The sequence below is a fragment of the Enterococcus sp. RIT-PI-f genome, from assembly GCF_001297065.1.
GTDB lineage: Bacteria > Bacillota > Bacilli > Lactobacillales > Enterococcaceae > Enterococcus_D.
Genome location: NZ_LHOX01000017.1, coordinates 61,189 through 82,727, shown reverse-complemented (window position 1 = coordinate 82,727; position 21,539 = coordinate 61,189). Strand labels below are relative to the sequence as shown.

Annotated in this window: 20 protein-coding genes and 1 pseudogene; all 21 read left to right on the top strand. The window is 43.7% G+C overall.

Translation table 11 applies throughout. The features are described from left to right. Positions 1-11 precede the first annotated feature (11 nt). Entirely contained in the window at positions 12-2,042 is a 2,031-nt protein-coding gene (ligA, locus tag AEQ18_RS15705) for an NAD-dependent DNA ligase LigA (protein ID WP_054116260.1), read from the top strand. Continuing rightward, a complete protein-coding gene (locus AEQ18_RS10310; RefSeq protein ID WP_054116259.1) occupies positions 2,032-3,129 on the top strand; it encodes a CamS family sex pheromone protein in 1,098 nt (365 codons plus the stop codon). The genes ligA and AEQ18_RS10310 overlap by 11 nt, the downstream gene beginning before the upstream one ends. Positions 3,130-3,234: 105 nt before the next feature. Then, complete coding sequence (gene gatC, locus AEQ18_RS10305; RefSeq protein WP_054116258.1) at positions 3,235-3,540, top strand: Asp-tRNA(Asn)/Glu-tRNA(Gln) amidotransferase subunit GatC; 306 nt, start codon at positions 3,235-3,237, stop codon at positions 3,538-3,540. Beyond that, positions 3,540-5,012 carry an Asp-tRNA(Asn)/Glu-tRNA(Gln) amidotransferase subunit GatA gene (gene gatA, locus AEQ18_RS10300; RefSeq protein WP_054116257.1) on the top strand — a complete coding sequence of 491 codons (1,473 nt, stop codon included), beginning with the start codon at positions 3,540-3,542 and terminating at the stop codon, positions 5,010-5,012. The genes gatC and gatA overlap by 1 nt, the downstream gene beginning before the upstream one ends. Then, entirely contained in the window at positions 5,009-6,439 is a 1,431-nt protein-coding gene (gatB, locus tag AEQ18_RS10295) for an Asp-tRNA(Asn)/Glu-tRNA(Gln) amidotransferase subunit GatB (protein WP_054116256.1), read from the top strand. Before gatA ends, gatB begins: the two co-directional genes overlap by 4 nt. Before the next feature lie 10 nt (positions 6,440-6,449). Next, positions 6,450-7,484: a diacylglycerol kinase gene (locus AEQ18_RS10290; protein WP_054116255.1), complete on the top strand. Its 1,035-nt coding sequence runs from the start codon at positions 6,450-6,452 to the stop codon at positions 7,482-7,484. Between the two features lie 365 nt (positions 7,485-7,849). Then, positions 7,850-8,149, top strand: coding sequence for a YlaN family protein (locus tag AEQ18_RS10285; protein ID WP_054116254.1), 300 nt, complete (start codon positions 7,850-7,852; stop codon positions 8,147-8,149). Positions 8,150-8,151: 2 nt separating this feature from the next. Continuing rightward, positions 8,152-9,315: an FtsW/RodA/SpoVE family cell cycle protein gene (locus tag AEQ18_RS10280; protein WP_054116253.1), complete on the top strand. Its 1,164-nt coding sequence runs from the start codon at positions 8,152-8,154 to the stop codon at positions 9,313-9,315. A gap of 21 nt (positions 9,316-9,336) precedes the next feature. Beyond that, positions 9,337-12,765 carry a pyruvate carboxylase gene (locus AEQ18_RS10275; protein WP_054116252.1) on the top strand — a complete coding sequence of 1,143 codons (3,429 nt, stop codon included), beginning with the start codon at positions 9,337-9,339 and terminating at the stop codon, positions 12,763-12,765. Positions 12,766-12,780: 15 nt separating this feature from the next. Then, on the top strand, positions 12,781-13,911 hold the full coding sequence (locus tag AEQ18_RS10270) for a CAP-associated domain-containing protein (RefSeq protein WP_054116251.1): 1,131 nt from the start codon (positions 12,781-12,783) through the stop codon (positions 13,909-13,911). Beyond that, positions 13,898-14,320 (top strand): YlbF family regulator, encoded by a 423-nt coding sequence (locus AEQ18_RS10265; RefSeq protein ID WP_054116250.1) that lies wholly within the window; start codon positions 13,898-13,900, stop codon positions 14,318-14,320. Before AEQ18_RS10270 ends, AEQ18_RS10265 begins: the two co-directional genes overlap by 14 nt. Further along, positions 14,313-14,657 carry a YlbG family protein gene (locus tag AEQ18_RS10260; protein WP_054116249.1) on the top strand — a complete coding sequence of 115 codons (345 nt, stop codon included), beginning with the start codon at positions 14,313-14,315 and terminating at the stop codon, positions 14,655-14,657. Before AEQ18_RS10265 ends, AEQ18_RS10260 begins: the two co-directional genes overlap by 8 nt. A gap of 188 nt (positions 14,658-14,845) precedes the next feature. Next, positions 14,846-15,400 carry a 16S rRNA (guanine(966)-N(2))-methyltransferase RsmD gene (gene rsmD, locus AEQ18_RS10255; RefSeq protein ID WP_054116248.1) on the top strand — a complete coding sequence of 185 codons (555 nt, stop codon included), beginning with the start codon at positions 14,846-14,848 and terminating at the stop codon, positions 15,398-15,400. A gap of 1 nt (position 15,401) precedes the next feature. Beyond that, positions 15,402-15,896, top strand: coding sequence for a pantetheine-phosphate adenylyltransferase (gene coaD, locus AEQ18_RS10250; protein ID WP_054116247.1), 495 nt, complete (start codon positions 15,402-15,404; stop codon positions 15,894-15,896). Next, positions 15,886-16,929, top strand: coding sequence for a SepM family pheromone-processing serine protease (locus AEQ18_RS10245; protein WP_054116246.1), 1,044 nt, complete (start codon positions 15,886-15,888; stop codon positions 16,927-16,929). Before coaD ends, AEQ18_RS10245 begins: the two co-directional genes overlap by 11 nt. Before the next feature lie 105 nt (positions 16,930-17,034). Beyond that, positions 17,035-17,442: a DUF1149 family protein gene (locus AEQ18_RS10240; protein ID WP_054116245.1), complete on the top strand. Its 408-nt coding sequence runs from the start codon at positions 17,035-17,037 to the stop codon at positions 17,440-17,442. A gap of 13 nt (positions 17,443-17,455) precedes the next feature. Continuing rightward, positions 17,456-17,827, top strand: coding sequence for a VOC family protein (locus AEQ18_RS10235; RefSeq protein ID WP_054116244.1), 372 nt, complete (start codon positions 17,456-17,458; stop codon positions 17,825-17,827). Positions 17,828-17,941: 114 nt separating this feature from the next. After that, complete coding sequence (locus AEQ18_RS10230; RefSeq protein WP_054116243.1) at positions 17,942-18,676, top strand: metallophosphoesterase family protein; 735 nt, start codon at positions 17,942-17,944, stop codon at positions 18,674-18,676. A 150-nt stretch (positions 18,677-18,826) separates the two neighbouring features. Continuing rightward, positions 18,827-20,543: pseudogene (locus tag AEQ18_RS10225) on the top strand (Tex-like N-terminal domain-containing protein); the annotation flags it as partial. Beyond that, on the top strand, positions 20,540-21,001 hold the full coding sequence (locus tag AEQ18_RS16090; protein ID WP_396199322.1) for a S1 RNA-binding domain-containing protein: 462 nt from the start codon (positions 20,540-20,542) through the stop codon (positions 20,999-21,001). The pseudogene AEQ18_RS10225 and the gene AEQ18_RS16090, both read left to right, overlap by 4 nt. After that, positions 20,998-21,462, top strand: coding sequence for a SprT family protein (locus tag AEQ18_RS10220; RefSeq protein WP_054116241.1), 465 nt, complete (start codon positions 20,998-21,000; stop codon positions 21,460-21,462). The genes AEQ18_RS16090 and AEQ18_RS10220 overlap by 4 nt, the downstream gene beginning before the upstream one ends. Positions 21,463-21,539: the final 77 nt, after the last annotated feature.

Below are 21,539 nucleotides of genomic sequence, written 5' to 3'. Positions count from 1 at the left end.
AGGTCTTGCTCATGGATAGTCCGACAAAAGAACAACAAGAACGCGCTGAAGCACTGCGCACCGAATTAAACCAATATGCGTATGCGTATTATGTCAAAGATCAGCCTGCAGTGGAAGATTATATCTATGATCAGTTATATGCTGAACTTGTGGCCTTAGAAACAGAATGCCCGCAACTTGTCACAGAAGACTCGCCTACACAGCGGGTGGGGGGCGTGATTCTTCCAGGTTTTGAAAAAGTGACCCATGATATTCCTTTATATAGTTTGAATGATGTGTTTGACAAAGAGGAGATCATTGCCTTTGATGCCCGTGTCCAGAAAGCTCTAGGCAGAGCAGTAGACTATGTCTGTGAATTGAAAATCGATGGTTTGTCGATCTCCCTTAGATATGAAAATGGCCGTTTTGTGCGTGGTGCCACCCGCGGGGATGGTACAGTGGGTGAAAACATCACCGAAAATCTCAAAACGATCAAATCGATCCCTTTGCGTTTGCAGGAATCGATGTCATTGGAAGTTCGCGGCGAGTGTTACATGCCCAAAACTTCTTTTTTGAAGCTAAACACGCAACGAGAAGAAGACGGGTTAGAAATCTTTGCCAATCCTAGAAATGCCGCAGCCGGCAGCTTACGGCAGCTAGATACCCGTATCGCTGCCCAACGGAATTTGAGTACTTTCTTATATACACTAGCTGATTTTGGCCCAATCGAAGCCCATGATCAGTTTGGTGCACTCCATGAATTGGATCAATTGGGCTTTCGGACCAATCACGAGCGCCGCTTATGTCATTCAATTGACGAAGTGTGGGCGTATATTGAAGAGTTTCATGAAAAACGCAGTCAATTGCCGTATGAGATCGATGGTGTCGTGATCAAAGTCAACCAATTTGCCGACCAAGATCAACTAGGGTTTACCGTTAAAGCGCCTCGCTGGGCAGCTGCTTACAAATTTCCGCCAGAAGAAGCGGAAACCATGATTGAGACCATTGAATGGACAGTTGGACGGACAGGTGTCGTTACACCAACTGCTGTGATGACCCCTGTCCGAGTCGCAGGAACGACAGTCAGCCGAGCGAGTCTGCACAATGTTGATTTTATCCAGATGAAAGATATTCGTCTAAAGGATAAAGTGATCATCTATAAAGCTGGAGATATTATTCCTGAAGTGTCAAAAGTATTGACAGAAAAACGCAGTGATGACAGCCAACCTTATCCGATACCGACCCATTGTCCAATCTGTGACAGTGAATTGATCCACTTAGATGAAGAAGTCGCCCTACGGTGTATCAATCCAAAATGTCCAGCCCAACTCAAAGAAGGGCTGAGCCACTTTGTTTCCCGTAATGCCATGAACATCGATGGGTTAGGCCCTAGGGTATTGGCACAAATGTTTGATAAAGGTCTGATCAATGATGCGGCGGGTTTGTATTACTTGACCGAAGAACAGTTGCTGACCTTAGATAAAATCAAAGAAAAATCGGCCGCCAACTTATTGCAGTCGATCCAAGCCAGCAAAAACAACTCGGTGGAACGTCTGATATTTGGATTAGGTATTCGCCATGTTGGCGCCAAAGCAGCAAAAATCCTCGCTGCCCATTTCGGAGATCTCCGCAGCCTCCAAAAAGCGCAAGAAGCAGAAATCATCGCACTAGAATCTATCGGCACGACGATTGCCGAGAGCGTGGTCGCTTATTTTGCCAATCAGGAAGTCCATGAATTGTTGGATGAGTTTGAAAATGGCGGCGTGAATTTCGCCTATCATGGGATTCGGCAAGCAGATCTTTCTGCTGTTACGTCACCTTTCAAAGATAAAACCGTTGTCTTAACAGGCAAGCTTTCACACTTTACCCGCGAAGAAGCCAAAGAAAAGATTGAGCAGCTGGGTGGGAAAGTGACAGGCAGCGTTTCAAAGAAAACCGATATCGTCGTTGCTGGTGAAGAGGCCGGCAGCAAATTGACAAAAGCCCAGGATTTAGGGGTGACTGTGTGGGAAGAAGCACAAATGGTTACTGCTATTGAAGGGAGTCAGGTGAATGAAACGTAATGCACTTTTTTTAGTGGCAGTTTTGATTTGCCTCAGTGGTTGCGGAAATTTAGAAAAAGGCATCACCAATATCGACCAAGGCGATGTGACGACCGGGGGCAATATCACCACCGGCCGGCTAAACAATCAGGTCTATCAAGCCGTGATGACAGATGGCAAATACCAAACAAGTGCTGCCCGTCAATTGAACGCTGAAAAGCTGAATAATGGTTTCAATCAAACCAATTTTGACAATGGACTGCTCCGTTTGTCGTATGACACCTTTTCCGTTGATCAGCATTATTTTCAAGAAGGGCAATATCTAACGGCTGATACCATCAAAAACTGGTTGAAACGTGCCACCGATGACGAAGACAGTCTCGGATTGAACCCCGCGAATCAAGAGGAACCAATCATTTTTCAACAATTACTGGAGCATGATTTCCTGAAAGAAGACGGTAAAACATTGGCCGGCATCAGTTTAGGATTTGCTTTCAATAGTGTCTACTATGGCAGTGAAGAAACGATGACGATTTCCAGAGACACGATGATGGCGAATGCGCGAAAAACGGTTCAAACGGTCTTGACCCACGTACGGCAAATCGATGGACTAGCCACGGTACCAATCGTTATCGGGTTATTTGAACAAAGTGCCAAAAATGACACCGCTGGCGGCAATTATATTTATCAGACCGTCAGTACAGATGGTGGAACCACGATCGATCAATTTGAGCCGGTCAATGAAACGCATCTGATCTTACCTGTTGCTTCCGGCACGTCAAATGCAGCGACTGATGATGGATTGAACAGCAAATTTATCACCTTTAGAGAGGCGATCATTTCCTTCTTTCCTGACTTGACCGGTGTCAGTGGGAAAGTCTATTACGTAGATGATCAAGTGCAAAAATTAGTGATCACCATCGATTCAAATTATTACAGCAAGACAGAAGTTACCAGCTTCACACAATATGTCGGCAAACAAGTCGAAACGGTTTTCAGTGAAGTGCCGGGTGTGATCGAGGTTCAGATTGGCTCGATCACAGGGCAGCAAGCGTTCCTTTCTAGAGAATCAGAGACGACAGCGATTGCTAGTTTTGTTTTCAATTAACTATGATAATTTTCAATTTCTATTTCATGAATCATGAAAAAAGTGATACAATACATTGGAAAAACGCAAAACGTATGTTACGTATGCAAGAAAGAGGAGGATTTTATGGCGATCAGTGAAGAACAAGTCAAACATGTTGCCAAACTAGCAAAACTTTCATTCTCAGAAGATGAATTACACGAGTTTACCTCTCAGCTAGGAAAAATAATCGATATGGTAGAAACGCTTGAAGAAGTCGATACACAAGGCGTACCATTTACGTCAAATGTTGCGGATACGATCAATGTCATGAGAGAAGATGTGACGATTGGCGGATGGGATCGGGATGAATTGATGAAGAATGTACCAGAATCAGAAGATGGCTTTATCAAAGTGCCTGCAATTATCGACAACGGGGAGGCCGGTGCCTAATGACTGAACTATTTAACAAGAGTATAGAAGAATTACATTCTTTATTGGTTTCTAAGGAAATCACAGCAACAGATCTAACAGCTGAAACTTTTGCGCGGATCAAAGAAACAGAACCGCAGATCGAGTCTTTTTTGGCTTTGAACGAAGAAAAAGCACATGACTTAGCGCAAGCAATCGATCGTAAAGGCATTACTGAAAGCAATGTCTTATCTGGTATTCCGATTGGGATCAAAGACAACATTGTCACGAAAGACTTGCGCACGACTGCCGCATCTAAAATTTTAGGTAATTTTGACCCTATTTATGATGCGACTGTCATGGATAAAGTCTACCAAGCAGATTTGGTTCCTGTCGGCAAATTGAACATGGATGAATTTGCCATGGGAGCAAGTACCGAAACCTCTTATTTCAAGAAAACGAAGAATGCATGGGATCAAACCAAAGTTCCTGGCGGCTCTTCAGGCGGCTCTGCTGCAGCGGTTGCTGCTGGCCAAGTCCCAGTTTCTTTGGGTAGTGATACGGGTGGTTCGATCCGCCAACCAGCAGCTTTCAACGGCATCGTAGGACTAAAGCCTACCTATGGCCGCGTCTCTCGTTATGGCTTGATTGCCTTTGCTTCTTCATTGGATCAAATCGGCCCAATGACTCGGACCGTCAAAGACAATGCCCTTGTCTTGAATGCGATCAGCGGCTTTGACGCCAAAGACAGTACCTCAGCAGGTGTATCTGTTCCTGACTTTGCTGCAGGATTAACTGGGGACATCAAAGGAATGAAAGTAGCTTTACCGAAAGAATACATGGGAGAAGGCATCCAACCAGGTGTTCGTGACGCAGTCTTGAAAGCTGCCGACACATTCCGTGCTTTAGGCGCAACAGTCGAAGAAGTGAGTCTGCCTCATTCAAAATATGGCGTGGCAGTTTACTATATCATTGCCTCTTCTGAAGCAAGTTCAAACTTACAGCGCTTTGATGGGATTCGTTATGGATTCCGTTCTGAACATATAACGAATTTAGAAGATGTCTATGTCAACTCAAGAAGCGAAGGCTTTGGTGAAGAAGTCAAACGCCGGATCATGTTAGGGACCTTCTCATTAAGTGCAGGATACTACGATGCCTACTTTAAAAAAGCAGGTCAAGTACGGACTTTGATCAAACAAGATTTCGATCAAGTGTTTAATCAATATGATTTGATCATTGGCCCAGCATCTCCAACTGTGGCATTTGGCATTGGTGAAAATATCAATGACCCAATCACCATGTATATGAATGATATTTTAACGATCCCTGTGAACTTAGCAGGCTTGCCTGGCATGTCAGTACCTGCTGGTTTCTCTGAAGGGTTGCCAGTTGGTTTGCAGATCATCGGCAAACACTTTGATGAAGCTACGATGTATAAAGCGGCCTATGCATTTGAACAAGCCACTGATTTCCATAAGAAACAACCAGTGATTTTAGGAGGGGGCAAAGCATGAACTTCGAAACAGTCATTGGGCTTGAAGTCCACGTTGAATTAAAAACAGAATCAAAAATTTTCTCTCCAGCGCCTGCTCATTTTGGTGCGGAGCCAAATAGCAATACCAATGTCATTGACTGGGGTTATCCAGGTGTCTTGCCTGTGATGAATAAAGCTGCCATTGAATTTGGGATGAAAGCGGCATTGGCGTTGAATTGTGAAATCTCAAAAGAAACCCATTTTGACCGCAAAAACTATTTTTATCCAGATAATCCCAAAGCGTATCAAATCTCTCAATTTGATCAACCCATTGGGCACGATGGCTGGATCGAAATCGAAGTCGAAGGCAAAAAGAAAAAAATCCGTATCGAACGGGTTCATTTGGAAGAAGATGCTGGGAAAAATATGCATGGCAAAGGCGGCTATTCGTATGTCGATTTGAATCGTCAAGGTACGCCATTGATCGAGATCGTATCAGAAGCAGATATGCGCTCCCCTGAAGAAGCCTATGCCTATTTAGAAGCATTGCGCTCAATCGTTTTGTTTACAGAAGTGTCTGATGTCAAGATGGAAGAAGGATCTATGCGTTGCGACGCCAATATTTCTTTGCGCCCATACGGACAAGAAGCTTTCGGCACCAAAACAGAATTGAAAAACTTGAACTCGATGTCTTTTGTCAAAAAAGGTCTTGCTTTTGAAGAAAAACGTCAAGCGAAAGTGCTGCTTTCTGGTGGCGAAATCCAACAGGAAACCCGTCGATTTGATGAAACCACCAGCAAAACATTGTTGATGCGTGTCAAAGAAGGCTCCTCAGATTACCGTTATTTCCCAGAACCAGATATTCCCCGCTTTGTGATCGACGATGAATGGATCGAACGGGTGCGTCAAGGTTTGCCTGAAATGCCGCAAAAACGCCGGGCTCGCTATATTTCTGAATTAGGTTTGCCAGAGTATGATGCGATGGTCTTGACCCTCACGAAAGAAATGTCTGATTTCTTTGAAGCAGCGATCGATGCTGGTGCTGATCCGAAACAGGCGTCTAACTGGTTGATGGGTGAAGTATCTGCTTACCTAAACAGCGAAAAAATCGAATTGCCAGATACCAAACTAACTCCGGATAATTTAGCAGGGATGATTCGCTTGATCGAAGATGGCACCATTAGTTCGAAGATCGCGAAGAAAGTCTTTAAAGAATTGATCACCAATGGCGGCGATGCGAAAGAGGTAGTCAAAGCCAAAGGATTGATCCAACTATCTGACCCAACACAATTGCTGCCAATGATCAATGATGTTCTGGATCAAAACCAGCAATCTGTCGATGATTTCAAAAATGGGAAAGACCGTGCCGTTGGTTTCTTAGTGGGACAAATCATGAAAGCCACGAAGGGACAAGCCAACCCAGGTATCGTCAATAAATTGTTGCAAGAAGAATTAGCAAAACGATAAGAGGCGAGCCATGAAAAGAGCAAGAGTGATCTATAACCCGACATCTGGCAAAGAATTGATCCGTAAGCATTTAGCGGATATTTTAGATGTGTTAGAATCAGCAGGCTTTGAAGCCAGCGCCTTTGCAACCACCGCAGCGCCATACTCTGCGCGGGATGAAGCCAGCAGAGCAGGGCAAGCCGGCTTTGATTTGATCGTAGCAGCAGGCGGTGATGGCACCATCAATGAAGTCGTCAATGGTATCGCGCCCTTAGCGGTTCGCCCGAAGATGGCCATCATTCCTGGCGGCACCACCAATGACTACGCCCGTGCGTTAAAGATACCTAGAAATGATATCAAAGCAGCGGCAGAAGTGATATTGAAACAGCAAACAGTCAAGATGGATATCGGTAAAACACCGAACACCTATTTTATCAATATTGCTGCCGGCGGCCATTTGACAGAGTTGACCTATGATGTCCCCTCTGAACTGAAAAGTGTCTTTGGCTATTTGGCTTATTTAGCTAAAGGGGCCGAGTTGCTGCCGCGGGTCAAGCCCATCAAAATGCATTTAAAGTACGAAGATGGGGAGTATATCGGCGGTGCGTCGATGTTTTTCTTAGGACTGACCAATTCTGTTGGCGGATTCGAACAAATCGCACCGGATGCGAAACTAGATGACGGCAAGTTTTCGTTGATCATCGTCAAAACTGCCAATATATTTGAAATCGTTCATTTGTTGGCACTGATGATGAATGGCGGCAAACATATCAATGACCGTCGGCTGATCTATACCAAGACTTCTTTTCTTGAGGTAGACGCCCCTGAGCAAACCAACCGATTGATGATCAATCTGGATGGTGAGTATGGTGGCGATGCACCGATGCGCTTTGAGAATCTGCACAATCATATCGAATTTTTTGCCAATGTTGATCAAATTCCTGATCAGGCAGTGGTGGGTGAACAAAGCTACCAAGAAATCAGCGAAGGCTTCATCAAGGAAGTCGAACGACTATCTGATGAAGATATCAATGGTGATGGAAAAATCGGTGATGAGAATCGCTAGCCAAATGAATGGATGGCAAAGCTAAAGAACAGGGGGCCTTCGCTTCCTGTTCTTTTTGTAAATTGTGGACAAATATCTTTGCTCTTTTGCGTGAAATGTTGCTGCAATAAGGTTTCGTAAAAAACAACCTACATCTGAAAGTTTTCGTTGTTTCATAAATACGTTATGTTTCACGAAAACACGGCTTTCGCAGGTGGAATTTCCGAATAATTGATTCTGTTTAATTATTAAATAGACCAAAAGACGAATTAAATTGATTAATCTGGTGAAAAGTTCGTTTTTTCAATCGATTATCTGCTTGCTTTGGATGTCATTCAATATTAGAATATGCTATAATAATGAAACGAAGAAATGGGGGGACTGAAATGGCGCAAATCGATGCCGCAAAAGCGCTTGATCTGCTGAAAGATGATGCAGAACGAATCAAAAAGTTGATTCAAAATCAAGAAAATAGTTTATGTATTGCCCAATGCAAAGCCTTTGAAGAAGTCGTCGATACCCAAATGTATGGGTTATCACGACAAGTTGCTTTCGCGATTCGTTTAGGGATCGTTGATAATCAAGCAGGGCAACAATTAATGGCAGACTTAGAGAAAGATTTGAACCAGTTATATAGTGATGTGTATGAAGATCAACGAACGAATGAAATAGGCAAGGAGGCATAATCTTGCCGGAAAAAGTTAAAAAAAGACATTTATTAGATTACAGTATTTTGCTCCCTTATATCTTTTTATGTATTACAGGATTGATGATGGTCTATAGTTCAACGTCCTATGTGGCAATGACGGCGACACCACCTACGACTTCAGCGTCCTATGTCATCAATCAGGCGATATTTTGGGTATTGAGTTTGATCTTGATCACGATTATGTACAAGATGAAAACCGATGTCTTTCGTCACAAAAAATTTGTCCAGATCGCCATGATCGTGATTTTGGTATTGCTGATCGCTGCCTTCTTCTTTGATAAGAGAAATGGGGCATACGGCTGGTTGTCGATTGCTGGTTTTTCTGTGCAACCGGCGGAGTACCTGAAATTTATCGTTGTCTGGTTTTTGGCAATGACGTTGTCGTATCGGCAAAAAGGCATCCAACAGGATTTTCTTAAAACCGTTTGGCGACCTATTGGGATCGTTTTGGTCTATACTGCGATTTTAGGCTTTTATCCTGACTTCGGGAATGCCGTGATCGTGGTGCTGCTGGCATTCACTGTTTTATTATCCAGCGGCTTGAATTATTTATATACACTGATTTTAGGCGGTGCTGGCATCATTGCCAGCGGCTTGATCATTTTCGCTGTGCGACTCACGGGCGGAAAGTTTTTGCCAGCCTATATTTATAGCCGGTTTGCTTCCTATTTGAATCCATTCGCTGATGAATACAACACCGGTCATCAAATGGTCAATGGGTACTATGCTATGTTCAATGGCGGGTTGTTTGGCCGCGGTTTAGGCAATAGTATCCAGAAGCGCGGTTTTCTGAATGAAGCCCATACTGATTATATCTTTTCGATCGTCATGGAAGAATTAGGGTTGATTCCCTCTATCATTATTTTAGGGATTTTGTTTTATATGGTTGGCCGGATCTTTTTGATTGGTATACGTTCAAGAGATCCTTTCAATTCAATGATGTGTACGGGGATCGGCATGTTGTTTCTGTCACAGATATTCATCAACTTAGGCGGGATCACAGGTATCATTCCTTTGACCGGGATCACTTTCCCGTTCCTTAGTCAAGGTGGATCCAGTTTGTTGATGTTATCGATATGTATTGGATTTGTGTTGAACATCAGCGCGGAAGAAAAGAGGAAAGAATATAGTTTAAACGATTGATCAATTGAATGGAGTGGTTAGATGAAAAAAATTCTTGTTGCCAATCGCGGAGAGATCGCGATTCGTGTTTTTCGCGCATGTGCGGAATTAGGTATCAAAACAGTCGGGATCTATGCAGCTGAAGATGAATATTCAGTGCATCGCTTCAAAGCAGATGAAGCTTATTTGGTCGGTAAAGGCAAACGCCCAATCGACGCGTATTTAGATATTGAAGATATCATCCGTACCGCAAAAAAAGCAGGAGCACAGGGCATCCATCCTGGATACGGCTTTTTATCAGAAAACCTAGGCTTTGCACAACGTTGTGAAGAAGAAGGATTGATTTTCATTGGTCCCTCGACCCACCATTTAGATATTTTTGGCGACAAGATCAAAGCCAAAGCAGCAGCTGTTGAAGCAGGGATTCAATCGATTCCTGGATCAGACGGTCCCGTCGATACGGTTGAAGAAGTGCTGGACTTTGCGAAAACCCATGAGTACCCCATCATGATCAAAGCTGCGTTAGGCGGCGGTGGCCGCGGCATGCGTGTCGCCCACGATGAAAAAGAAGCACGAGACGGCTATGAACGAGCAAAGAGCGAAGCCAAAGCAGCATTCGGCAGTGACGAAGTCTATGTTGAAAAATATATCAGCAATCCGAAACATATTGAAGTGCAGATCTTAGGGGACAAACATGGCAATGTCGTTCATTTGTTCGAGCGGGATTGTTCTGTTCAACGTCGACATCAAAAAGTGGTGGAAGTTGCGCCATGCGTGTCGATGGATGAGGCCCAACGAGAAAAAATCTGTCAAGCTGCTGTTCAATTGATGAAGCATGTTGGCTATATCAATGCTGGAACCGTTGAGTTTTTGGTTGAAGGGGACAAATTCTACTTTATCGAAGTCAATCCTCGCGTCCAAGTCGAACATACCATCACTGAAATGATCACTAACCTTGATATTGTGACTACACAAATTTTGATTGCCCAAGGCAAAGACCTCCACAAAGAGATTGGTATTCCGAAACAAGAGGATATTCGTTTCGAAGGCGTGGCGATCCAATGTCGGGTGACCACAGAAGATCCTGCAAATCAGTTTATGCCGGATACTGGTAAAATCGATACCTACCGTTCACCAGGTGGCTTCGGTGTGCGTTTAGATGTCGGAAATGCCTACGCAGGTGCAGTCGTGACACCTTACTTTGATTCATTGCTGGTAAAAGTCTGTACCCATGCAGCGACTTTTGATCAAGCCATTCAAAAAATGATGCGCTGTTTGAAAGAATTTCGGATCAGAGGTGTCAAAACCAATATCCTGTTCATGAGAAATGTCGTTTCTCATCCAGCGTTTCGTTCTGGAGAGGCCAAAACAACATTTATTGATAATACACCAGAATTATTTGATTTTCCGCGGATTCGTGATCGTGGCAACAAAACGATGAAATATATCGGTGAAATCACGATCAACGGTTTCCCAGGTATTGAAAAACAACCTAAACCTTTTTACAATGAACCACGCTTGCCGCAAAAGATCGAAACATTGGCGGATTACACAAGTGCAAAACAAGTATTGGATCAGAACGGGGCTGATGCGGTCGTATCATGGATCGGCAACCAGAAAAATGTGCTGTTGACAGATACAACTTTCCGTGATGCCCATCAAAGCTTGTTGGCGACCCGTGTCAGGACCCAAGACTTTAAGAAAATTGCTGCTATGACAGAAGAAGCGATCCCGCAATTGTTCTCAAGTGAGATGTGGGGCGGTGCGACGTTTGACGTTGCCTATCGTTTCTTGACTGAGGATCCATGGGAAAGATTGCGGATGTTCCGCAAACGCATGCCGAATACATTGCTGCAAATGCTCTTTAGAGGGTCAAATGCTGTGGGCTATTCCAACTATCCTGACAATGTCTTAGTCGAATTTATCAAAGAAGCTGCAGATCAGGGCATTGATGTTTTCCGTATCTTTGATAGTTTGAACTGGATCCCGCAAATGGAGAAAAGTATCCAAGCAGTGAGAGATACCGGAAAGATTGCTGAAGCGACGATTTGTTATACCGGAGATATCAATGATCCAACACGTCAAAAATATTCTGTTCAATATTACAAAGATATGGCCAAAGAATTACAAAATCTAGGTGCCCATATCATTGCGATCAAAGACATGGCTGGATTATTGAAACCGCAAGCGGCCTACCGTTTGATCAGCGAATTGAAAGACAGTATTGATGTGCCGATCCACTTGCACACCCACGATACGAGCGGCAATGGGATCATCACCTATTCAGCTGCGACAAAAGCTGGCGTCGATATTGTGGATGTCGCCATGTCTGCTGTCAGTGGTGCCACCAGCCAGCCTAGTATGAGCAGTCTTTACTATGCATTAGTGAACGGTGCGCGCTGTCCAGAGATCAATGTCGATAATATTCAACAATTGAACCATTACTGGGAAGATGTCCGCATGTATTACCATTCATTTGAAAATGGCTTGAATGCACCGCAAACCGAAGTCTATAAACACGAAATGCCTGGCGGTCAGTATTCCAACTTGCAACAGCAAGCCAAAGCGGTTGGTTTAGGCGAGAAATGGGACGAGATCAAGGAAGTGTATCATGATGTCAACATGATGTTTGGCGATATCGTCAAAGTAACACCTTCCTCGAAAGTTGTGGGAGACATGGCATTATTCATGGTTCAAAACGGCTTGAGTGAACAAGATATTTATGAACAAGGAGACAATCTTAGTTTCCCTGAATCAGTTGTGACCTTCTTCCAAGGAGAGTTGGGCCAGCCTGTTGGCGGTTTCCCAGAGAAATTGCAGAAAATCATCTTGAAAGGACGCCCAGCTTACACAGAACGTCCTGGCGCTTTTGCCAAACCAGTTGATTTTGAGACTGTCAAACAAGAACTTGCTGAAAAAATCGGCTATCAGCCAAAACATGAAGAAGTGTTAAGTTACTTGATGTATCCACAAGTCTTTTTAGATTATCGCAAAGCCTATGAGCAGTTTGCTGATGTCAAAGTGTTGGATACGCCAACGTTCTTCAACGGCATGCGTTTAGGTGAAACCATCAATGTTGAACTAGAAAAAGGCAAGATTTTGATTATTCGCTTGGATGAGATTGGTGAAGCAGACATCGAAGGGAACCGGACGCTGTTCTTCAATCTGAATGGTCAACGACGAGAAATCGTCGTCAAAGACAATTCAATCATTAGCTCAGTTCAAACCAAACGGAAAGCTGAACCAACGAACAAAGAACAAATCGGCGCGTCTATGAGTGGATCAGTATTAGAGATTCTCGTGCATAAAGGCGACCGTGTGGCTAAAGGCCAAACCTTGATGGTGACAGAAGCCATGAAGATGGAAACATCAGTTGAAGCGCGTTTTGCAGGCGTAGTCGAACACGTCTATGTCGCTGCTGGTGAACCGATCCAATCAGGTGATCTTTTGATCGAAATCAAAGAAAAGTAGGGAGCTGACGCAAAAATGAAACATAGAAGCATGTTGTTCGGGTGTCTATTTATCTTTGCCTTAGCGGTTGTCTATTTACAGCCGGTATTTTACCAGCATGCTTCTGATACGCCTTTTCTTTCTGAGAATCCAGTCAAAGCACCTACAACAATGAATTATGAAACAATCAAAGCGGACGGTCTTGCCAATGCAATTGGCGAACCTGTTTCAGACTTTGAAGAAGATTATGGCCTGCCGGTGCGAACGTATCGCACCGGCTATGATTTTGAAGTGAGGGTCTATAATCAATTGGACGATCAGCAATATATTGAGATCAATACGGATGGTGAAAGTGTCCAAGCAATCAAAGTCATTGGTGAAGGCGGGTCTTCATTGACGCCATTTACAATGGGAATGACGTTGGCGGAATTGACAGACTTAACCATGATCTATCCCAATTTCAGTCTGAAGCAAAATGATCGGACCGTCAGTTTTGAACTCATGGAATCAGATATGAATTATCGTCCATTGGTGGCTTTTGACAATGGGACTTTTGCCGTCTTGTTCTTTGATCATATCACCGCCAAATTGCAAGCAATCAGCTATCTGGACCAGACCACATTATTGAAATTGGCACCCTATCCGCTAACAGAGGGAGAACGCCCGCTTTTCCAAACATCTCAGACAATCTCCTCAGAGCAAGCCGCTTTGGATAAAGGAACACTCGCTTTCGTGATTATTGAAAAAATGCGCGGCATCCAGCAGTTGGATACCTATTCGGCAAATCTAGATACCCAGAAAGAAGCTTCGACATTGTTACAGGAAGTGACTGAAAATAGCGCAGATCATCTGACATCCCAGAGGATCCATTCGTATCAGAAAGCCTTGTCTAGTGAAAAAACGAGTAATTTCAATCTAACGACGGAAGAGTGGCAAGAATTGCTGCAAGATCAAGCCATAACAGCCACAGCTACGATCTTTGAGGCGCCTGTCTATGATCCGACTTTTAGTATTCTTTCTTGGTTCAGCGACCCAGCTACTGCAGAACGTTTATCCCACGACGCCGCTGAAAAGATAGGAATTGCTTTTTCGCAAGAAAATATGGTAGTCTTAGTGCAAGAACAAGAAGAAGAAACCGAGGCTAGTACAACGGATGATATACAATAAAGAATTTTTTGAGATCGTGGATCAAATTGAACGGGTGACAAAGACGATCAAGGACAGCACCACGTTTACGGCGTATGCAACAAATAGACAACAGATGTACCAAGATGAAGTCGTACGCACACTGATCGAGTCTTTTGTGACGGAAAAACGTGCATTTGAGAATATTGAATCTTACGGTGAATTCGCACCAGGTTTCAAAGAAGCCAGACGCAGTATGCGTCAAGCCAAACGCAATCTGGACATGAATGACCGCGTGAGCGACTATCGCTTAGCTGAAACCAATCTGCAACGCTTACTTGATGAAATCACTGTATCGATCGCAACCTGTTTTTCAGCTTCAGTCAAAGTCGATGCCGGTAGTCCGTTTTTTCATTCAAAAACAAGTTGTGGAGGAAATTGTCATGCATGAAGAAAAAGAACCATTCCAAATCCAAAAGCGACGTGGGCTGATCGTATGGGTCTATAGTTTGCGCCAATTGAAAAACTTGCGTCGTTTTGGCTTTGTTCACTATGTGTCACGTAAAATGAAATATGTGGTGATGTATTTGAATGAAGAAGAATATGAAGCGAAAAAAAACAAAATCGAACAATTCCATTTTGTCCGTCAGGTTGAACCGTCTTATCGCCCTGATGTGGCGATGGACTTTGCGGATAAAATCGGCACCGATGAAGCGTATCCAAGCAAAGATGATGGCTTTGACGTTGAAGAGAAAAATACAATGATTCGCTTAGCTGAGCATGTGTAAATAATGGTGGCGTGTCGCAGCGCCGCTATTTTTTTGCTCAGAATTTGACATGTGTGGCAGGTCATCTGTTACATGTCATAGCTAGTCGTGTGAAAAACTGTAAAAAAAGGTGAGACATACTTGCTATTTTGAGGAACAGTGCTATATTTATTTTACCTTAGAGGTGCGTTTAGTTGGAGGAGAAGACGATGCGGATAGTTGCAGGAGAATTTGGTGGACGAAGGTTAAAAAGCCTGGCAGGCGAAAATACGCGGCCTACGACGGATAAAGTCAAGGGTGCGATCTTCAATATGCTAGGTCAATATTTAGATGGTGGGGAAGTGCTTGATTTGTTCAGCGGCAGTGGCGGATTGGCCATCGAAGCTGTATCGCGAGGGGCGAATCATGCTGTCTGTGTGGATCGCAGTTTCTCCGCAATCAAGATCATTCGTGAGAATATCGATGTCACCAAACATCCGGAAAAATTTACAGTGTTGAAAATGGATGCCAAACAAGCCATTGCCAGATTTGCTGAAGAGGGGCGGCAGTTTGACTATCTCTTTTTAGATCCGCCATATGCCAAACAACAGATCGTGGAGCAATTGACTGAGATGCTGTCGGCAGATTTGTTGTCCAGCGGCGCGAAGGTGATCTGTGAAACCGATAAAGCGATTCTTCTGCCCGAAAACATCGATTCTCTGGAACTGATCAAGCAGCAAACTTATGGCATCTCGCAAGTCACAATTTATAGAAATGAGGGGTAGCATGAAAAAAATTGCCTTATTTCCAGGTAGCTTTGATCCGCTCACTACGGGCCACGTTGATTTGATCGAACGTGGGGCTAAATTATTTGATGAAATCATCGTTGGTGTTTTTGTAAATACCAATAAGAAAAGTTTTTTTTCCAGTGAAGAAAAGGTCCAACTGATCCAAGAGGCATTGATCCATATCCCTAACGTACGCGTAATTGCCCAGGAAACAGAATTGACAGTTGTCGCTGCTAAAAAGCTCGGCGCACAATTTCTTTTGCGGGGTATCCGCAGTGTCAAGGATTACGAATATGAACGAGATATCATGGAAATGAATCACCATCTGGCACCCACGCTAGAAACGGTCTTTTTATTAGCGGATGCCAAACATAGTTTTATTAGCTCTAGTTTATTGAAAGAAATTTTGACTTTCGAAGGAAATGTGGCGGATTATCTGCCACGAAATATTTATGAAGCCATAGTAAAGAAGCGTGAAGCCAATGAATCTTAAATCTACGATCAAATATGTCTTATTATTTATACTTGCCTTGCTGATTGCCGCTGGCGCCTTGTTGCCGATCCCTTACTATATTGAGCAGCCCGGTGCGACGATCGATCTAAAAGAGCTGATCACGGTCAATCAGAAAGAAGACACCTCGGATGGTTCCTTTTCTTTGACAAGTGTTGGCATACGACAGGCAACAGTCTTCAGTGCCATTGGCACAAAATTCAACGGATTTCAAGAATTAGTCAGTGAAGAAGATCTTTTTGGCGGTGCCACAGACGAAGAATACAATCGTATTCAGCAGTATTATATGGAGTCTTCACAAAATAGCGCCATTGAACAAGCCTTGAAGCTGGCAGATTTGCCATATGAAATGGCGTACAAAGGCGTATATGTGATGGGGGTTGATCCTGATTCAAGTTTTGCGGATAAGATTTCTGTAGCTGATACGGTGACAGCAGTGAATGGCAAATCATTCACCAGCAGCCAAGACTTTATCGATTATGTGCAAAGCCAGTCGATTGGCGATGAAGTGACAGTGACTTATACACAAGACGGAGAAGAAAAAGAAGCGACCGGCGCATTGATCGAACTTTCTACCAACCAAAAAGCGGGTATCGGGATTTCACTCGTCGATCATACAGAGATCTCATCAGATCAAGACATTGTGATCGATGCTGGCAATATTGGCGGCCCTTCAGCTGGTTTGATGTTTACATTAGAAATCTACCAACAATTGACGGGCGATATCCGCAAAGGACATCAAATCGCGGGTACAGGAACCATCTCCAGTGATGGCACCGTTGGCCGAATTGGCGGTATCGACAAAAAAGTAGCCAGTGCCAGTGAAAGCGGGGCTGAGATTTTCTTCGCTCCAGAAGATGAGATCACAGATGAAGAGCGGGCAGCCGATCCTGATATCAAAACCAATTATCAAGAAGCAGTTGCTGCTGCCAAAAAATTGGGTACTGATATGAAGATCGTTCCTGTGTCAAATGTCCAGGATGCTTTAGATTACCTGGCAGGATTATCAAACTAACATGACAAAAAACGACCTGTAGGGTCGTTTTTTTGTGATATCAAGAATTCGAGTAGGCGCATAGAATCTCTTGTGCTATACTTTTATTTAAGGAGCGTGAAAATTGTGGAAATCAAAAGACAGCAACCAATCGTCGAAGCCTATCACTTCGATATGAAACCAAAAGACAAAGAAATGGAAACAAAATTAAATGTCGGATTTGCCCCCTTGAAGGTAAAAGACGAAGCATATATGGAAAAGAACAGCATCATTGGTGCGCGTTTAGAATTTCAATTGGTTTTTCCAGAGTATGTGTTATCAGGTCGCGTAGGACAAGTCAACCATATCTTGAATCGCAAAGTCGAATCAGGAGACGATCTGTCAAAAGCGGAAACAGATCGTCTAGTTGAGCCATTATTTGATATCATCAAACGGTTGACCTATGAAGTGACAGAGATCATTACAGACAAACCAGGTTTGCAATTGAACTTCAATACCAACAATAATCAAGAAACAGACAACAAAGAAGACTAACTGGAGGAAAAAAATGTTCTCAAATAACATGCAAGTGATGCTGTACGTCGCAGATGTGCCAGCAGCAATCACTTTTTGGCAATCATTTGGGTTTGTGATCATTGATCAGCAATCTGTTGATGGCACATCAGTGGTGGAGATTGCCCCAAGCGCACAAGCAGACACCCATTTTGTGATTTACGATCGTACCTTTATCGAAGCACATTCACCAGAAGTTGCTTTGAATTCACCATCAATCATGTTCTTTTCAGAAGACATTACCTCCCTATATAAACAAATGCTTGAGGCAAATGTTGAGGTAGGCGATTTGATTCAAATGGAGGAACAAATGGTCTTTAATTTTGCTGATCCAGATGGCAACTACTATGCTGTTTCTGGTAAATGAGACCTGTTAACGAAGAAATATCACTTCTAACTTTTAAAAGATTGTTTCGATAGCTTCAGGTGAGGATGATCGGTTCTAGGCATCCCCGAAAAAAAGATTGGAGGACCCGCTTTCATGAAAAACTTGATGTATGTGATCAGTGATATCCATGGAATGGCTGATCTTTTTAAAAAGCTTTTGCAAGACTTTGATCCTGATCGACATCAATTATTATTGATCGGCGACCTCAACGATCGTGGGCCAAAAACCAAAGAATGTTTTTTATTGGGCAAACAACTCGTAGAAGAGCAACAAGCCATCTACTTACGTGGAAACCATGAAGAATATTTCCTTCAATTTTTGCAGGCGCCAGAAGATTGGTTCAATGCTTATGTACGTAATGGTGGCAAAGAGACGATAGAAAGTCTTTTGCATACAGGCGCAACTGAAGAGTATTCCCCAACAGAGATCGCCATGATAATCCGCAGCCGCTACCAAGAGCTGATCGAATTTTTGATGGCACGTCCGCTTTATTATGAATGGGGCAATTATCTTTTTGTCCATGCTGGCGTTGATTTGTCCAAGAAGCATTGGCAAGATACTTCTGATCATGACTTTATCTGGATTCGGGAGCCATTTCATCAAACAAAAAACCGAACCGGAAAGACGATCGTCTTTGGCCATACCATCACACCGATGCTGCATGGTGATATGCAAACCACCGATCTGTGGATCAGCGATCATAAAATCGGCATTGATGGCGGTGCGGTCTTTGGTGGCTCAGTTCATGGGGTCATATTTGATCAGCAGGGCATTGTCCAAGACATCGAATATCAAAACTTAACTGGCCCATGGCAACCAGACTTTTAAAAGACTTGTGCTGCAAAGGTAAGAGGTACATGATGTGAAGAAAAAAACAGCAGACTGCTTGCCGCTCGCTTAGGGCACAGCGGCATCCGCTGTTTTTTTTGTGGTATCATAAAGAAATGAATAAAGAAAGGTGAAGAATCAATGGCTGAAATGAATCAAGATGTACTACAATTAGTGACCGCAGAAATGACGGCATTTACAAAAAAACAAATTACGACTGTCTTGCAACTCCTGCAAGATGGCAATACCGTTCCTTTTATTGCCCGTTATCGTAAAGAAATGACAAACGGATTAGATGAAGTCCAAATCAGAGATATCGAGGAACGATATACATATGTTGAAAACTTAGTGAAGCGAAAAGCAGAGGTATTGCGTCTGATCGAAGAACAAGACAAGCTGACGCCCGAATTGCAGCAAGCCATCCTGGCAGCTGCCAAAATGCAGACAGTTGAAGATCTCTATCGTCCATTTAAACAAAAAAGACGGACGAAAGCGACGATCGCTAAAGAAAATGGCTTAGGCAGCTTTGCTGATTGGTTATTGACTTTTCCAAAACAATCTCCAGCTGATCATGCCGCGGCTTATCTGAATGAAGCGGTCCCGACGATTGCTGATGTGATGCAAGGGGCGCACGAGATCATTGCAGAAATGATAGGCGATACCGCTGCGTATCGCACATGGGTCAGAAGCTATTTCCAAAACAAAGGACTCTACAAAAGCACAGTCAAAGATGCGGAGAAAGATGAGAAAGGTGTATATGAGATGTACTATGACTTTCAGCATCCCATCAGCAAAATGGTCTCACACCGAATCTTAGCAACCAATCGCGGGGAACAAGAGGGCATCTTGAAAGTCACACTGCAAGCGGATGACGCCAAAATCTTAGAGTATCTAGCCCGCAAAGAAATCAAAAATACCGCCTCACCGGCTGCTGATGTTGTCAAAGAGGCAATCGCTGACGCCTATAAACGCTTTATCGCACCAGCCATCGAACGAGAAATCCGCAATGAATTAAAAGAGCAAGCGGACGAACAAGCCATCACGATTTTTGGCGATAACCTGCGCAATCTATTATTGCAATCGCCGTTGAAAGGCAAGATCGTTTTAGGTTTTGACCCGGCCTATCGGACAGGCTGCAAATTGGCTGTGATCGATCAGACTGGGAAAGTATTGGCAATCGAGGTCATTTATCCTCATAAGCCAGCACCAAACAACAAGCGCCAAGCTGCTGGACCAGCTTTTCGCCGTCTATTGGAAACCTATCATGTCGATATGGTAGCCATCGGTAATGGAACGGCTAGCCGCGAATCAGAACAATTTGTAGCAGAACAAATCAAACAAGTCGATCAAGACGTGTATTACGTGATCGTGAATGAAGCAGGGGCTTCTGTTTACTCGGCCAGTCCTTTGGCACGGCAAGAATTTCCAGAACTTCAAGTGGAAGAGCGCAGTGCCATCAGTATCGGCCGTCGCTTACAAGATCCATTGGCCGAATTGGTCAAAATTGATCCGCAATCTGTAGGTGTTGGCCAATACCAACATGATGTTTCACAAAAAAGACTGGCTGAGCAATTGGATTTCGTGGTCGAAACAGCCGTCAACCAAGTTGGGGTGGATGTGAACACAGCGAGTGGTCAATTGCTGCAGCATGTTGCAGGGTTAAACAAAACCACCGCTCAAAACATCGTCAACTATCGCGAAGAAAATGGTGCCTTTAGCCAACGCACACAATTGAAGAAAGTGCCACGTTTAGGGCCAAAAGCCTATGAACAAGCTATTGGGTTTATGCGCATTCCTGGTGGAAAAGTCATTCTTGATCAAACCGGGATCCATCCGGAAAGTTATGATACGGCGAAAGAAATTTTGCGTATCGCGGCTATTTCTTTGAATGAGCTAGCATCAGGCAATCAGGAGGAAAATAAGGCGGCGTTGGCCAGTCTGGATCCTGCTTCATTAGCCGACACGCTTCAAGTTGGGAAAGAAACGATCATTGACATTTTGAAAGCATTGATGCAGCCAGGACGAGATATGCGGGATGAAATGCCAGCACCTTTATTAAGAAAAGATGTATTGAGTATGGATGACTTGCTGCCTGGCATGGAATTGCAAGGAACCGTTCGCAATGTGATCGATTTTGGGGCTTTTGTTGATATTGGCGTCAAACAAGATGGCTTGGTCCATTTATCGAAAATGAGCCGTTCTTTTGTCAAGCATCCAAAGGACGTGGTTGCTGTCGGAGACGTGGTTACTGTCTGGATCGAACAAGTGGATCGTAAAAAAGGTCGTATCAGCCTCACAATGGTTGATCCTGTCATTCAGAAATGACTGAACAAGAACTGCAGCGTTATGTAGAAAAGGTATCACTCTGCTATTTCGGCCGTCCCTTTTTGCATACAGCGCTATTTAATCGCCGGTTAAAAACCACGGGAGGTCGGTATCACTTAAAGGATCACCATCTTGATTTTAATCCTGATATGCTGACGCAGCATGGAGAAGCTGTATTTTTGGGGATCGTTAAGCATGAACTGTGCCATTACCATCTGCATTTGACAGGACAAGGCCATCGTCACCGTGATCCTGCGTTTAAAGCATTGCTGGCAAAAACCGGGGGTCTGCGCTATGCACCTACTACTGAAAAGCAGGCTAAGCTGCAATATCAATGCCAAGATTGCGGCACGATGTTCCATCGACAAAAACGCATCAATACCCAGAAGTATGTGTGCGGAAAATGTCGAGGGCCTTTGGTAAATATAGGAATTGATGAGAAAAGTCAAGCGCAAAAATAAATTTCATTGCTATTTTTTTCATTTTGTATGATAATGTAGGACGTGCGACAACCTGATATTTGTCAAAATACACGTTT